Annotated in this window: 11 protein-coding genes; 7 read left to right on the plus strand and 4 right to left on the minus strand. The window is 41.6% G+C overall.

The annotated features are described in order from the left end of the window. Window positions 1–49 precede the first annotated feature (49 nt). Window positions 50–1,705 (minus strand): radical SAM protein, encoded by a 1,656-nt coding sequence (locus H6G26_RS07250; RefSeq protein WP_190728609.1) that lies wholly within the window; start codon window positions 1,703–1,705, stop codon window positions 50–52. A 171-nt stretch (window positions 1,706–1,876) separates the two neighbouring features. Next, window positions 1,877–2,131, minus strand: coding sequence for a SemiSWEET transporter (locus H6G26_RS07255; protein WP_190728610.1), 255 nt, complete (start codon window positions 2,129–2,131; stop codon window positions 1,877–1,879). Window positions 2,132–2,436: 305 nt separating this feature from the next. On the opposite strand from H6G26_RS07255, the gene H6G26_RS07260 reads away from it, so the two are divergent. Both H6G26_RS07260 and H6G26_RS07265 read left to right on the plus strand, forming a co-directional pair. Continuing rightward, window positions 2,437–3,156, plus strand: coding sequence for a Swt1 family HEPN domain-containing protein (locus H6G26_RS07260; RefSeq protein ID WP_190728611.1), 720 nt, complete (start codon window positions 2,437–2,439; stop codon window positions 3,154–3,156). A gap of 235 nt (window positions 3,157–3,391) precedes the next feature. Continuing rightward, window positions 3,392–5,212: a tetratricopeptide repeat protein gene (locus H6G26_RS07265; RefSeq protein ID WP_190728612.1), complete on the plus strand. Its 1,821-nt coding sequence runs from the start codon at window positions 3,392–3,394 to the stop codon at window positions 5,210–5,212. Between the two features lie 89 nt (window positions 5,213–5,301). Here the strand turns inward: H6G26_RS07265 and H6G26_RS07270 are convergent, their stop codons facing one another. Next, the gene (locus H6G26_RS07270; RefSeq protein WP_190728613.1) at window positions 5,302–6,516 is read right to left on the minus strand and encodes an FAD-dependent oxidoreductase; all 1,215 of its coding nucleotides are present in this window, start codon (window positions 6,514–6,516) and stop codon (window positions 5,302–5,304) included. A 262-nt stretch (window positions 6,517–6,778) separates the two neighbouring features. Between H6G26_RS07270 and H6G26_RS07275 the strand changes: the two genes are divergently transcribed. Continuing rightward, a complete protein-coding gene (locus H6G26_RS07275; RefSeq protein ID WP_242053623.1) occupies window positions 6,779–7,489 on the plus strand; it encodes a pentapeptide repeat-containing protein in 711 nt (236 codons plus the stop codon). 293 nt (window positions 7,490–7,782) lie between these two features. Here the strand turns inward: H6G26_RS07275 and H6G26_RS07280 are convergent, their stop codons facing one another. After that, the gene (locus H6G26_RS07280; protein WP_190728615.1) at window positions 7,783–8,481 is read right to left on the minus strand and encodes a Uma2 family endonuclease; all 699 of its coding nucleotides are present in this window, start codon (window positions 8,479–8,481) and stop codon (window positions 7,783–7,785) included. A gap of 113 nt (window positions 8,482–8,594) precedes the next feature. On the opposite strand from H6G26_RS07280, the gene H6G26_RS07285 reads away from it, so the two are divergent. The 4 genes from H6G26_RS07285 (at window position 8,595) to H6G26_RS07300 (ending at window position 15,149) form a co-directional block, all read left to right on the plus strand. Then, on the plus strand, window positions 8,595–10,169 hold the full coding sequence (locus H6G26_RS07285; protein WP_190728616.1) for a type II CAAX endopeptidase family protein: 1,575 nt from the start codon (window positions 8,595–8,597) through the stop codon (window positions 10,167–10,169). A 748-nt stretch (window positions 10,170–10,917) separates the two neighbouring features. Beyond that, window positions 10,918–11,193: an NINE protein gene (locus tag H6G26_RS07290; protein WP_190728617.1), complete on the plus strand. Its 276-nt coding sequence runs from the start codon at window positions 10,918–10,920 to the stop codon at window positions 11,191–11,193. A 795-nt stretch (window positions 11,194–11,988) separates the two neighbouring features. Next, window positions 11,989–14,448, plus strand: a complete 2,460-nt coding sequence (locus tag H6G26_RS07295; protein WP_190728618.1) for a heavy metal translocating P-type ATPase — start codon at window positions 11,989–11,991, stop codon at window positions 14,446–14,448. Window positions 14,449–14,651: 203 nt separating this feature from the next. Beyond that, window positions 14,652–15,149, plus strand: coding sequence for an FHA domain-containing protein (locus tag H6G26_RS07300; protein ID WP_190728619.1), 498 nt, complete (start codon window positions 14,652–14,654; stop codon window positions 15,147–15,149). The last annotated feature ends 3 nt before the right edge of the window (window positions 15,150–15,152 follow it).

Below are 15,152 nucleotides of genomic sequence, written 5' to 3' on the forward strand. Positions count from 1 at the left end.
TGGGAATTGGGCATTTTAATCTTAGTCCTTAATCCCCAGTCCCTAGTCCCTAGTCCCTACTGCCCAGTAACGGCTGTAATTCCTTTGGAGATGGATTGATATAACTCTGAGCATCAGCCAAATGCTTTAGTAGTGTAGACTGTGATAAAGGCCCTTGCAAGTGACTCCAGGGTAATATTTGGTCTGTTGACCATTCGGCGTGGACGTAGAAATCTAAGTCGGGGATTTGTCCCTTGAGTTGTTTGAAAGCACGTTTGTAGCTACCCAAGGAGTCGCCAAAGTCACGAGTCAGTTGAAGAAGTTGGGATACTCTGCGATCGCCTCTCGACAACAAAGCTTGTATAATCGACCAATTATAGCTTTCTGGGCGAAATTCTATACCCTGTGGTTTTAGCTGTTTTTGCAAAAACTGCAACCGCTTTTCGGCTTGGCGATTCACCCCAAACCATTGAAACGGTGTGTGTGCTTTGGGTACAAAGGTACTGCATCCGTATGTTAACCGCAATCCCGGCGCAGCTTTTTTGATATTACGCATCATCACCACAGTTTGCTCTAAATCCTCTGTTTCTTCACCGGGGATTCCTGCCATTCCGTAGAGTTTCAAGCTTTTCAATCCGCCAGCTTTAGCATTTATCGCCGCTTGGATAATTTCGTCGTTATGCAGCTTTTTGTTGACGATTTGGCGGATTTTCTCGGAACCACTCTCTACAGCAATGGTAAGCGATCGCGTGTCTCGTTTCGTCAAAATTTCTGCTAACTTGACTGTTACAGTATTGGTTCGTACTGAGGCAATACTGAGACGGACGTCATCGTACTTCGGTTGACTAATATAATCCAGCAAAGTCTCAAATTCTGGGTGCTGAGTTACAGAAGCGCCCAATAATCCTAGGCGATTTGTGACTTCTAAACCTCTTTCAATGGCTGGAATTAATGAACTTTCAAGACTAGCTGTTCTAAAAGGCAGTGTGAGATAACTCGCCAAACAAAAGCGGCACATTTCTGGACAACTTCTCACCACTTCCACCATGTAAATATTTTCCCATGCGGCTTTTTCGGTGACTACAGTCGAAGCTGATAGAGTATTTCCCCGATAAGTCTGCTTTTGCACCACTGCGGGAATTCCAGGGGAAATTGGTTTAATTGACTTTACTGCACCATCTACGCTGTGATATTCGACTGCATACAAACTGGGAATATAAATTCCTGGGACTTGTGCAAGTCTTTTTAGTTGAGTTTGTCTAGAAGCATTTCTGACTTCTTTGTACGCCTCAATGAAATTTCCTAGGAGGTCTTCGCCATCCCCCAGTAAAATTACATCAAAAAAATCTGCAAAAGGTTCGGGATTCGCTGTGAGAACGGGCCCACCACCAAAAATTATCGGATGAGAATCATCACGAGAAGTTGCCAGAATGGGAATTTCTAAAGATTCCAGCAAACTTAGGATATTCACATAATCCAGTTCCCAGGAAATTGAAAATCCCATAATTTCCGGGGTTCTGGGGAGTTGTTCGTGAGTATCTGTAAACAGGCGACTAACCTGCACATCATCACGCGTAGCCAAAGTTGCCCAAACTACCTGATAGCCGAGGCTAGTGATGCCTACGCTGTACTCATTGGGAAAAGCGAAGATGATGGGGATAGCGTTGGTATCTGGGTTAGCGGGGGTGAAAAGGAGGCGTTCAGAGGTAAATACAGATGATGTCACAGATGTTGTTAGGGGTGTTTAAATAATGGAGTCTCATAGAATTCGCACCTACACAGGCAAAAACCATTCCTTCTCTTTTCTACGAGATGGGACGCGAACGTGGGTTTTATTTTAGTCCGCGCAGGCTGACGAGAGTTTGTCTAGGCGAGATTTATAATCGCTAGGGTTTCTTTATCTATATTTAATTTTAAGCCATAAAATTATCAAGTTAAAAAACAATGTCACACTATTAGCCAGAATAATTGGTAAAGCTTGTAAATAAATTCCATAGATTAACCACAAAAAAACACCAATTATGAATGTAATCAGCGTCACCATAGAAACATCTTTTGCTGATTTTGTTCGCCACGTTTTAAACATCTGTGGCAAAAAAGATATTGTGGTTATTGTGGCAGCCGCTAATCCTATAATTGTTAAGAAATCCATATTTAACTATTTATATTAAGTTGCAGCAATACAATATATAACAATCATATCTTATGTTTAAAAAATACTTGTTTAAACGAACTGTAAAAAACCAAGATAATCAAATATCACAGATAAATAAGTACTTAAATAAGGTTGATATTAGCTCATGAAAAATTTAAGTTTCTATAAATTAAAGAAATAAGTTTATTCTGGATTAATGACCTCATTTTACTTGGCTTCAATATTTATATATTGCTAATATAATATTAATCAATGTTTGTTTAAGCCTTATGAAACATAAACGATAACTCATAGAAGCATTATTGTCTGGTTTATCTAGTATGGAGGATTTTTATGACTCTCCAGATGTTATTTGTCGGCACTTTTCAAATTGGATAGATAGTATTAGACAAATACTTGCTGGTGCTGATATGAATGATGAATTAAATAGTTTTAACAAAGCACTAAACGGTACAGTTTATTCAGATGATGGGTCTTTATGGGTAGCGATGTCAATTGCAAAAGCTACACTTATAGGAATTCTTAATAAGTTAGAAACTACTGAAATATTTAATACACCCTATCTTAATGATGAAGATGTATTAGGTGCCGACAAAATGTCTAGTTTGTATGTAATTCTCCACTGTTACGAAAATTCAGTTCGTTGCTTTATTGAAAAAATACTTTCAAAGGCACTTGGAGACAATTGGTGGGAAAAAGTTGCAAATACAGAAATGTTAAAGAAAGTACAAAGAACCAAAAATAAAGAAATAAAAAACAAGTGGGTTTCCCCAAGAGGAGGTACTTCACCACTTTATTGCATTGATTGGGGTGATTTGGCAACATTGATTAGAAATAATGACAAATTATTTTTACCTTACATTGGAGACATTCATTTTATTGATAATAGATTTGCACAACTAGAGGATTTGCGGAATATTGTTGCTCATCATGGTATTTTACCATCTGAAGATGATTTCCAAAGAGTGTTTATTTCTTTCAGAGACTGGTGTCGTCAAATAGGACAGCATAAAAATTTGTAAGAGGATACCTGAAAAATAAAAATTTTATGCTGAAATAATACCTGCGGTTGCTCTTATTTGTAGTGCTTACTGCTGTTTAATTCGCCTGAAATACGTCGCATTGATCTGGGCTAACAGAAAATCAGGAATTAAAATCTTAGCAAGAGGCACAATAGTAGCTGGAACGATTTTCAAAACATATCGTACAAAATCTCGTTGCCTGAAAGCTAGAGAATGTCGAAATCCAAAAAATTATATGAATGCTGAAGAATTATTAAACCAAGGATTAAATCACAATTCGCAAGGGGATTATCAAGGGGCGATCGCAGCTTATACGCAAGCAATCAAACTCAACCCTAACTATGGCGAAGCCTACCATAATCGAGGCATTATTTTAAGTAGTCAACTTAAAGATTATCGTAATGCGATCGCTTCTTTCAACCACGCTATAGAAATCAATCCCAATTTTGCCACAGCCTATTATCACCGAGGTAATGCACGTTACTTTTTAGCCGATTACGAAGGAGCGATCGCTGATTATAACCAAGCATTACAAATCGATCCAAATCTCGCCCAATCTTACCACAGCCGGGGTAATGCCTACTTTGCCTTAGAAAAATACGACAAAGCGATCGCTGATTATATCCAAACAATAGAAACTAGTACCCAGTTAGCTGATAATATCAATATTGATATTGCCAATGCTTATCATAATCGGGGTGTAGCTTGTTTTGAGAGCGGCGATTATCAAGGAGCGATCGCTGATTTTCAACAAGCTTTACAGTGGCATCCCGATTTTGCCGCAGCCTACAGCAATCGAGGTAATATTCACCATATATTAGGAAATTATCACGAAGCGATCGCTGATCACGACCGGGCATTACAATTAAATCCGAACTTGGCAGAGGCTTATCATAACCGAGGTAACGCTCACTACTCTTTAGCAGAGTATCAAAGTGCGATTGCAGATTACAACCGCGCCTTAGAAATTAATCCCAGGTTTGCCGGAGCATATTACAATCGGGGTTTGGTTCTTGCTTATCTTAAAGAATATCACCGAGCAATTGAGGATTTTAACCAAGCATTAAAGTTCAATCCTGATGATGTGCAAGCCTATTCTGAGCGAGGTCTTGTGCGTAGTACTCTTGAAGACTATGAAGGTGCGATCGCAGATTATGACCAAGCATTACAAGAAAATCCGACTTTAGCTTTAGTATACGGCTTTCGGGCGAATGCTCGTCGCCGACTAGGAGACTATCAAGGCGCAATTGAAGATAGCAATCGCCTATTACAACTCAACCCTAGTTTAGCTGAAGGATATTGCGATCGCGCGGCGGCTCGTCGTTCTTTAGGTGATCATAAAGGAGCAATTAAAGATTACGATCGGGCATTGCAATTAAATAATAACTTAGCCGCAGCTTATTATGGGCGGGGGATTGCCCGTGAAGCCCTGCAAGATTTACAGGGAGCAATTGATGATAACACCCAAGCAATAGAGTTGGTTCCTGAATTTTCGCAAGCGTACTGCAATCGAGGAAATGCTCGTCGTCTTTTGGGGGATGAACAAGGAGCGATCGCAGATTATAATCAGGCATTAGAAATTAATCCCGATTTAATTGAAGCATATTACAACCGAGGTTCAACCCATTATGCTTTAGAAGAATATGAAAGTGCGATCGCAGATTACACCCAAGCGTTGCAAATAAATCCCCAATCTGCTGCATTTTACAGCGATCGTGCTAATGCCCGCTATGCCCTAGAAGATTATCAAGGGGCAATAGAAGATTACAGTCGGGCGATCGCGATCGACCCCAGCTTTGCTGAAGATTGGTACAATCGGGGTCGTAGCCGTTCTTTATTGGGAGACTTGCAAGGAGCGCTTACAGACTTGAACCTTGCTTTACAGCGTCAGCCTCATTGGGCTTCAGCTTACATCCTTCGGGCAGATGTCTACCGAAATCTGGGAGACTCCCAAAGAGCAATTGCGGATTTCCAGAAATCCGCAGACTTGTATTACCAAGAAGGAAATATTCAGTATTATCAACAAATTATTGACCTAATTGAACAGCTTCAATAAAGGTATTGGGCATGGAGCATGGGGCAGGGACATCATTATTCTTCCCCTGCCTCCCCTGCTCCCCTTGCTCCCCCTGCTTCCCCTACTCCCTACTCCTCAAACCGAAAGCGTTCCATGAAGCGGCGGTCAATCCAATCTTTGTAACGCCACAATAGTTTGTGAGGTGGTAAAGTAAAGATGCCTTTGGTTGCGTAGGCGTAGCCCATCGCAGATATCGCTCGTCCGTCTCCTGTACCAATTAAACTTAAATATTGTTTCTGTGGCTTATAGGGTTTGAGCGATTTACCTAATAAAATTCGTTGCAAATTCTCAAACAAAGGTTTACCTTGTCTAACAGCAAACACTCCAGCTTTTGGACGCGGATGATTTACTATTGTGGCAACGTCACCAGATGCAAATACCTGGGGGTGCGTTTGAGATTGCAATGTGTCCTCTACCAAAATAAAGCCTTGCTCATCAGTTCCTAGTCCAGCCGTTGTTAACCATTCGGGTGCTGATGCTTGTGTTACCCAAAAAATTTTATTACACTCTATTGTCAAGCCAGATTCACATTTAATCTCAAATATTTCTTTAGTTTCTTTGTGAGTTGTAGGTGCAAGTTTACACACAGTTTCCCTAAGATGTAGCTTAATACCTCGCTCGGTTAAAATTTGCTGAATTTGATGGCGTACTGATGAATGGTAATTGGGCATTAGTTCCATGCCACGCTGGAATAAATGAATTTCCAGATTTTGAATTGGTTGTTGAGTTTGACGTAAAATGCGGTGTATATGAGATTGCATTGACAGAGCCAATTCTACACCACCAGCACCACCACCCACGATCGCAATGCTAATTGGTTTTTGAGGATTTTTACCTACAGCTTCAATTAATTCATACCAATGTTCCAATAGGTGCGATACTGGTTTAGCTGCGATCGCATATTCTGCTGCACCTGATACAGACACTGTGGCCGGAGTGCTGCCAATATCAATAGACAGCACATCAAAATCTACCACAAGCCCGTTAGCACACAGAACTTTGTGATTTTCCAAGTCTAGGGCAACTACTGTGTCAATATATAACCGTGCTTGAGCAAAGTTCGCTAAAGGTCGCAAATCAATATGACAATCATCGTGGCTATAAAATCCAGCAATGTGTCCTGGTAACATTCCAGAGTAGGCTGTATTTTTTGCTGCGGTAATCAACGTCAAACGGATACCGGGTAAAGGCTTTCTCCCAAACATCTTCAGCGCAATTGCATGGCTGTGACCGCCACCAATCAGCACTAGGTCTTTAACTATAGGCTGTAATTTTAGCTGCATTGAAGTAGTTAATAACAATAGTATTCGAGTTATGAGATTTTTCGTCTTCGCGTAGCGTCTCTGGTAAAAGAAGGCTATCCTTTATAATTAGTGGTTTTCATAAATGATTCTGAATGCTCTATCACTAATTAGGTATCAATCAAATTAATTACGATTAGGGTTAATTGATAGTGAAGATGAAGAGTAGTGAGTACAAGTAATTTTTGAAACCTAATTTCATCACTTAAAAATGTTTACAGGAATTATTAATGCTTTTCATAGCATGAAAAATATTTTACAGACAAATAATAGTCAGATATCAAGAATCTGTCTGAGGATATATGATTTACAAGAAAAGGTTCAACAAACTCAGCATCAGTCGCTAAAAGAGCGTTTAAAAATAGCAATTGAACAACTAGGGAATAAGACAATAGAAATCAGTCTAGCTATAATTAATGATTTAGAGCAAATTGCCCAAAATCATCCACAGTATCACTGGACAATCATGGACATACTTACTACTTTTGTCCGAGAGAACGCTCCTTCTATACCCCAAGAGAAATTAACGAGCAACCTGTCAACAAAAATTCGTGTAGATATTCAAGCAGCCCTTACCGTTATCGCTAGAAGAGATGTAAACAAAGACCCAGAGAATGAGCAACTTGATTTGAGTCATACGGATATGAGAGGCGCAAATCTCAATCAGGCGAACCTAAAACAGATAAATCTCTATCAAGCTAATCTTGCAGGAGCTAACCTCACAGAAGCTAATCTTGCAGGAGCAATTCTCAGTGCAGCTAATCTAGAAGGTACTAACTTATATTTAGCTAATCTAGAAGGAGCAATTCTTAGCGCAGCTAGTCTAAAAGGAGCTAACCTCTCAGGAGCTAACCTACATTGTGCAAGCTTATATCTAGCTAGGCTGAATGAGGTAGTTCTCAATGATACCAAACTCGGTGGGGCAAACCTTAGAGAAGCTAAATTCTCTGATTAAAAAATTAGTCTTGCAAGACGGAATTCAAAAGTAAAAAAGTTTATAGCTTAGGTTTTTACCGATTTTAAATGAGTGCCCACTTTTCGCTTTAATGTACTATAGCGGTTTCAATACAATCTGAACCTCACTCCGTATTTGCTAAAACAAACACTCCTCTCTCCTTAATAAAGCTATGATGTACACACAAGTATTTTAGAGTTGTCCGACAGCGTTTATATCCTTCTAAATACCCCGATAAATTGGGGAACTTTAAGAGGTTTTTGCCCCCTTTAAAACGATCGCACCCCACAAAATCAACTCAAACAATCTGGATCTATCCCCAACTTTCGCAATTCTTCTGCCAGCCTTTGAATGCGTTGTTCAGCAGTGGTAGCGCGTTCTTCGGCAGCGATCGCTTGTTCTTCTGGTGTTAAATATCTGACTCCTTGTTTATCATACCAATACAACCAATCCCGCGTAATTCCCTGATAAGTTCCCCGTTCATGACCGATTGCTAAACCTATCTCTGTTAACCAAACAGGATTTCCTTGCTGCAAGACATATTCCCCATTTACTAACCGATAAACTTCTAAAGGTGCTTTTCTACGGCGTTGGGGATTGTAAACAACATAATACAAAATCTCCATCTCAGCATACATTTTCTTTTTGGTGGTGTATTCCCCACGCCTTTTATGAGAAACCACCTCCAGCGCCACGATTGGCATAACTCTTTCTTCCCACAACACATAACTCAAGCGCAAGTTCTCATCAAAAACTCGCTCGACTCCTAAGCTTAAAAACCCATCGGGTACAATCGGCGGTAATTCGGGATCGTAATATATCCCCATATCAACCCCAAAAAACCAATCCATCCGGTTTGTCCATAACCAAGCGAGGATGGCTTTGAGTAAACTGGGAATTAAATCTTGTAGCTCATTGTCCACAGGTGTATAGTCCGAATCGGGCAGATCCTCGGCGGAGGGTAAGCAGTGCAATGGGTTGTAATTTAACATGGTGGGTGCAAGCGCAAACTTATAATATTGATGATATCTATCCACCTCTGACTTTTTATTGCGATAATTCCCAAGGGGGACGCGCTCTCTACTGGTCAGTTAAAGGGGGATAGATGACACTCAAGCGATTGGTTTTATTTTTTGTACTAACGCCGATAGCAGTTCTGTTGGCAGTTTCGGCTTTATTCGGTAGTTGGCAAGAACCTCAGTTCCAAAGTCGCCTGGAATTGTACCAAACCAATATTGCTCTACAAGCTCAAGCTTGGCAATCAGAAGATAGCAGTGATGACAATCTCCAGGGGATTCGGGAAGCGATACTTGGTGAGCAGCCCCTAGAAAGCGCTACAAAACAATATCAGGAGGCGCGTCAATCTGTTCAAGCTAATTTAGACAAAGTTAACAATAAACTTACACAATTACGTTCTCAAACTGAAATAACTCCCATACCTCCGAAACCTCTACCGGATGTTCCTCCCACTACTAAAACTTCTAAACAGGGACAGCAACAATTACAGCAATCCCTCAAGCAACTCCAAAAATTACTGGCGGAATTAGACTTGCGCCTGGGAATTTTACAAGCACAGCAAGGAAAAACGGATACAGCCCTCAAAACTTGGAGCGAATTACAACAACGCTCAGATATCAATCCAGAGTTTGGAGAAACCGCAGATGTATTGAGTGGACTGTGGAGCAATCCTCCCCGTCTGCTGCAAAATTCTCAAGAACGGATTCAAAAGAATTTAGAAGGTTGGTTTCGCTCTACTACTTTGGTCCAGCTATACCAACTTCAGCAACGACAAGACGCTTTATCAGCACTTAAAGCTACACAACAAGAATCTGCTGCTCAAGCGGTGATCAAATTAGCAGTTATTGGCACTATCCCCACCTTGGCAGCTTTAATTGGTCTAATATTGCTGATTTTCTTATTTGCTCAACTCTTGTTGAAAGGAAAAGCCTCGTTATTAGCTCAAAATGCTGATGTCCCTTGGTCAACACCTTGGGATGGGGAAACGATTTTGCAGGTTTTTATCGTCGGCTTTTTCTTCATGGGGCAAATTTTTGTCCCTTTATTGCTATCGCTACTCCCCATCCCGCGTCCTGTGGGTGATGTACGACTTCAGGCTTTTTATGTTCTAGTTAGTTACTTTCTAGTAGCATCGGGTGCGCTGTTAGTGCTGTATTTTTCTCTCAAGCGCTTTTTTCCATTACCAGAATTTTGGTTTCGCTTCCATTTTCAAGATAAGTGGTTTTTGTGGGGACTGGGAGGCTATTGCGCGGCTTTACCTATAGTTGTGGTGGTATCTTTAATCAATCAACAGCTATGGCAAGGACAGGGTGGTAGTAACCCCCTGTTGCAACTAGCGCTAGAAAGCCAAGACGGTATAGCACTTGGCATATTTTTCTCCACAGCTGCGATCGCAGCTCCATTTTTTGAAGAAATTCTGTTTCGCGGCTTTTTGTTACCTTCTCTAACTCGCTACTTACCAGTGTGGGGAGCGATTCTGATTAGTAGTTTGTTGTTTGCGATCGCTCACCTCAGTTTGTCAGAAATTATTCCCCTAACTGCATTAGGGATTGTCTTAGGAGTAGTTTACACGCGATCGCGCAACCTCCTTGCTCCTATGCTCCTCCACAGCCTTTGGAATAGTGGTACATTATTAAGCTTGTTTGTCTTAGGTAGCAATTAGCACTTAATGACTACTGTTGCTAAAAACAAAAACATTTGTTTTTATCTTCATAAGTAGGGAAAATTTACTGATTATAATTGGTTTTTAAGCATAAATACTAGCTAAAAACCCAATTAAGATAATGGCAAAAGCAAATGAAATAATGCTATTAACATAGGCAAAAAACTATCTAGTTAAGCATTGATTCTTATCCGGGCGATTTTAGCTAGCAACTAGTCTTGCAACTGGTGCGATCGTGTTTCATGTCCACTGGAAGCGATGTCTACGACGGGCTACGCCTACGCAAAAAAATCCGGAAATAATACTGATGGACTTGTAAAAAGTGGTATAGCAGTTTTTGCTGATTCTTTGGGTTCATTCTTCTCAAGATGAATGTTTTACCTAAAAATCTGCAAAATTGCTGCACCAGGGTTTGCAATCATCAAATCTAAGCTGATGCGCGCTAAAAAAGTATAAACACTCTTTATGGTCGTTAACTGTTAACTGTTGACGGTTAACGGTTATCAATGATCAGTCATCTCAAGTTAAATGCGTAACAGCTTACCAAAGTGCTAGATTTTCTGGCTATGCCGCAAAACATTTTAGCGTCCCCTCTGGAATAGAACTACGCTGATTTTGGTTATTTCTCTTGAGACTTACTCGTACTGAAAAAATTAAAAATTTATTTATTAAGCAAGTAACTGTATTTGCTTTGATTACAATAAAGACTTTATTTTTATACCTCACCTATCAAGGAGCAGCACTTAATATGTCTAATTTCAACCCCAGTCACCCAACCAAACAACTTCTAGCTGGTTACTGTGGCATTATCCTTGGAGGGTTTGGGGTTCATAAATTTATTCTAGGATACACTCAAGAAGGCTTTATCATGTTGGTGATTTCTGTAGTCGGGGGTTCTTTCACCTACGGAATTGCCTTGTTAATTATGCAACTTGTAGGTTTAATTGAAGGCATGATCTACTTGAATAAGCCCCCTGAAGAATTTGTAAATACCTACTTTGTGAGTAAGCAGGGCTGGTTCTAATACTCGACCAACCCAAATATGATGGGTGAGGGCAGTAGGAGGAGCAGCACTTCTCTACGGCATACTGCGCGTAGTTTGGTTCCCTAAAGGGGTACGGCTACGCTCAGTAACCAGGGAGCAGGGGAGGCAGGGGAAGAAAAGAACTTGAATTTCTTACCATAAACTCAGAAAAGTTCCCTTGCCAAACCACTAACTCTAGACTAATTTAATTTGATGCTGAGTGCAATTATTACTTTTTTACTCAGTACTCAAAACTGTTTCGGTGCAATAGGGCATATTGCCAATACGTCACGGCGAAAATAGAGCAACCATTAAATCAGTGTCAAACAGTTTTATAACAGTTTTAGTCTTTGATAATTGATAACTAGAGTTTATTTCATAATCCTTTTGACTTTTGACTTCCGCCTTGCGGTACTAGACTGATTTATCATTGGCAGCAGTTATACAGCACTTCTACCTTCTATATTTCTTTTTATTGATATGCTCATTCTCAAACCTAAACAGCTTAACTGGGCAATATTCTTTTTGTTGGGTATAGGCTATTTTAGCGTTATGTCTCATTTGGAAATTAACTATTTCTTAAAAAGCCTGATTGCGATCATGCCAATGCAGGTTGGAGCTATTATTTATGTGACTTATCTCCGGTGGAGCCGTCATTGACCCTTAGCTAGGTACGATAAATTAATAAATTTAATAGGGTTGACATACAGTCGTAGTTCCATATTTAGCCTACGCTCAAATTAGAGACGCTTTTTGTCAGGCGTTGAATTTCTGTAGCGAATCTAAACACTTGCCATGCAACTTGTCCCAAAAACTAAGCTAGCCCCAGAATTTGACCCAATCCTAGAGAAAATTATTCTCGATGTTGGGGGTATGAAGTGCGCGGGGTGTGTGAACGCAGTAGAGCGACAGCTAACCCAACATCCAGGAGTCAAGAGTGCCTGCGTGAATCTGGCCACAGAGGTAGCAGTTGTAGAGTCAGAAACTGGTGCGGTAGATGCAGATGCACTAGCACAGCGATTAACAGCCGTTGGATTCCCGACTCAACCCCGAAAAGCTAGGGGCACAGTAGCAGGCGAGATATCTACCTTACCAGACCCAGCAGAACGACAACGCCGAGAAATGCGCTCTTCTCTATGGCAATTAGCGATCGCTGCAATGTTGCTGTTATTGTCGGGAAGTGGACATTTTGGTAATCTTGGTAGCTCAGTGCTGCCAGTGCTAAATAATATCTGGTTTCACTGTGGATTGGCGACAGTGGCACTATTAATTCCCGGCCGCCCGATTTTAGTAGATGGCTGGCTGGGCTGGCGGCGAAATGCGCCTAACATGAACACCCTGGTAGGATTGGGAACGCTGACTGCCTACATTGCTAGTTTAGTAGCGCTGCTCTTTCCCAAGATGGGTTGGGAGTGCTTCTTTGACGAACCAGTGATGATGCTGGGCTTTATTCTCTTAGGAAGGACATTAGAGCAACAAGCTAGAGGTCGCGCTGCCGCTGCATTTAGGAAACTGCTGGCACTCCAGCCACAGGTAGCACGATTGATTGCCAACCCAGAGAAAGCAGAAATAGGATCTTCTAGTGTAGAGATTCCTGCTGAACAGGTGCGTGTTGGTGAATGGTTACAAGTACTGCCAGGTGATAAAATTCCTGTCGATGGTGAAGTGGTGGTTGGTAAAACAACGGTGGATGAATCCATGTTGACCGGGGAAGCCGTGCCAGTAATTAAGCAACCGGGAGATACGGTGACAGGAGGGACGATAAACCAGTCAGGAGCGATCGCTATTCAGACAACCCGGACTGGAAGTGATACAACTCTAGCTCAAATTGTCGCCTTAGTAGAAGCCGCCCAAACTCGGAAAGCACCAGTACAAAAATTAGCAGATACAGTAGCTGGTTACTTTACCTACGGTGTGCTGACAGCATCCGTATTAACATTTGTCTTTTGGTACTTTTTCGGTACTCATATCTGGACTGATGTCAGCATGTCTGGTGGCATGGAAATGATGGGTCACGCTACACATGAAACTCCTCGCTCCCCTTTATTAATTAGTTTAAAACTAGCGATCGCAGTTATGGTAGTTGCTTGTCCCTGTGCTTTGGGACTTGCCACACCAACAGCCATTCTTGTCGGGACTGCTATGGGCGCAGAACGGGGTCTATTAATTAAAGGCGGCGACGTTTTGGAAAAAGTACACCAGTTAGATACCGTAGTCTTTGATAAAACTGGCACTTTGACCACGGGTAATCCTATCGTCACAGATTGTCTGTTGATTGAGGAATCGGGGACTGGGGACTGGGAACTGGGGACTAGGAATTCCCAATCTCTATTACAACTAGCAGCAGCCGTAGAAAGCGGTACTCACCACCCCCTAGCAAAAGCGATTCAGCAAGAAGCACAGGAGCAACAGTTATCTATTCCAGAGGCTGTGGACTTTCACACAGAACCAGGACTAGGGGTATCTGCTGTGGTAGAGGGCAAAGTTGTACTATTGGGTAACTGGGAATGGTTAAGTTGGCACGGCATTGCCATTAACGAAACTGCACAACAGGTAGCACAGGATTTGGCAACAGATGGTAAAACAGTAGTTTGCGTAGCTGTTGGGGCAACTTTAACTGGGTTAATTGCTGTTTCTGATACCCTCAGACCAGATGCCCAATCCACTGTAGACAAGTTGCGTCAGATGGGCTTACGGGTAATGTTGCTCAGTGGCGATCGCAAAGAAGCAGCTAACGCCATAGCCAAACAATTAGGATTAGATAGTACTGATGTAATAGCAGGTGTCCCCCCAGCTAAAAAAGCAGCTGCAATCCAGTCTCTCCAGTTAGAGGCGACAAGGGGACAAGGGGGACAAGGAGACAAGGGGACAAAGAAAACTGCCCACTTGGTAGTCGCAATGGTAGGAGATGGAATCAACGATGCTCCAGCTTTATCTCAAGCAGATGTGGGAATTGCTTTACACTCCGGGACAGATGTGGCGATGGAAACTGCTGAAATTGTCCTAATGCGCGATCGCTTAAACGATGTCGTCGAATCTATTCAACTTAGTCGCGCCACCTTCAATAAAATCCGCCAAAATTTATTCTGGGCTTTTGCATATAATACAGTTGGTATTCCTTTAGCAGCTGGTGTTTTGTTCCCTAGCCTGGGTTTTGTCCTTAACCCATCTGGTGCTGCTGCATTAATGGCTTTTAGCTCTGTTAGCGTCGTCACAAACTCAATATTATTACGGCGATTAGCTCATCACCCGTAGAATACTCTGTTGCAGCTAAAATCTCCATCTCAAGTTAAATTGGGTCGCCCCGTCAGCTTTTAACCTGATCGCAAAGCCTCTTGGGGCGCTTATCAAAGCTATCATAGCAACTGGAGTAGAACCACCAAGTTCTACTCTTTCAAGGTATTATGCAATTTTAAAGCTTATTTAGATCAGCACCACAGACTTATGGTGCCTTAAAAATGGCAAGATACGATACTAAACAAATCTTGATTAATCACAGTTCCACCGATTTGTCAATGGCAGCAGAAACCAATGAAAACCATCTACTGATTATTGAAGACGATCAAGGTCGCAAAGAATTTTCTCTGGATCACCCCGTCTACTCTATTGGTAGAGACCGCGAATGTAATATCCGTTTGATGTCGCAGTTTGTCTCGCGCCGCCATGCCACATTAGTGAGATTGCCACGAGATCATAATAGTCAAAGCTACTATTACCGGATTGTAGATGGCGATGCCAAAGGCAAGCCTAGTTCCAATGGTTTGATGATTAATGGACGTAAGATACCAGCTCACGATCTTAGAAATGAAGACGAGATCGTTTTTGGGCCTCAAGTACGTGCCATTTATTATCTTTTAAGAAATACTCAGCGTTTAGGGCAAACGGATTCGAGTGAGTATGACATTACACTAATAAACCCCGGTATGGCCGAGGATTTAGAAGATGCGGGAGAGTGAATT

The sequence above is a fragment of the Nostoc sp. FACHB-888 genome (genome assembly GCF_014696655.1).
GTDB lineage: Bacteria > Cyanobacteriota > Cyanobacteriia > Cyanobacteriales > Nostocaceae > Nostoc.

Bases quoted from the DNA above. Each gene is read 5' to 3' on its own strand.
- H6G26_RS07255 (WP_190728610.1), bottom strand. From the start codon at position 2,131: ATGGATTTCTTAACAATTATAGGATTAGCGGCTGCCACAATAACCACA.
- H6G26_RS07265 (WP_190728612.1), top strand. From the start codon at position 3,392: ATGAATGCTGAAGAATTATTAAACCAAGGATTAAATCACAATTCGCAA.
- H6G26_RS07270 (WP_190728613.1), bottom strand. From the start codon at position 6,516: ATGCAGCTAAAATTACAGCCTATAGTTAAAGACCTAGTGCTGATTGGT.
- H6G26_RS07275 (WP_242053623.1), top strand. From the start codon at position 6,779: ATGAAAAATATTTTACAGACAAATAATAGTCAGATATCAAGAATCTGT.
- H6G26_RS07280 (WP_190728615.1), bottom strand. From the start codon at position 8,481: ATGTTAAATTACAACCCATTGCACTGCTTACCCTCCGCCGAGGATCTG.
- H6G26_RS07285 (WP_190728616.1), top strand. From the start codon at position 8,595: ATGACACTCAAGCGATTGGTTTTATTTTTTGTACTAACGCCGATAGCA.
- H6G26_RS07290 (WP_190728617.1), top strand. From the start codon at position 10,918: ATGTCTAATTTCAACCCCAGTCACCCAACCAAACAACTTCTAGCTGGT.
- H6G26_RS07295 (WP_190728618.1), top strand. From the start codon at position 11,989: ATGCAACTTGTCCCAAAAACTAAGCTAGCCCCAGAATTTGACCCAATC.
- H6G26_RS07300 (WP_190728619.1), top strand. From the start codon at position 14,652: ATGGCAAGATACGATACTAAACAAATCTTGATTAATCACAGTTCCACC.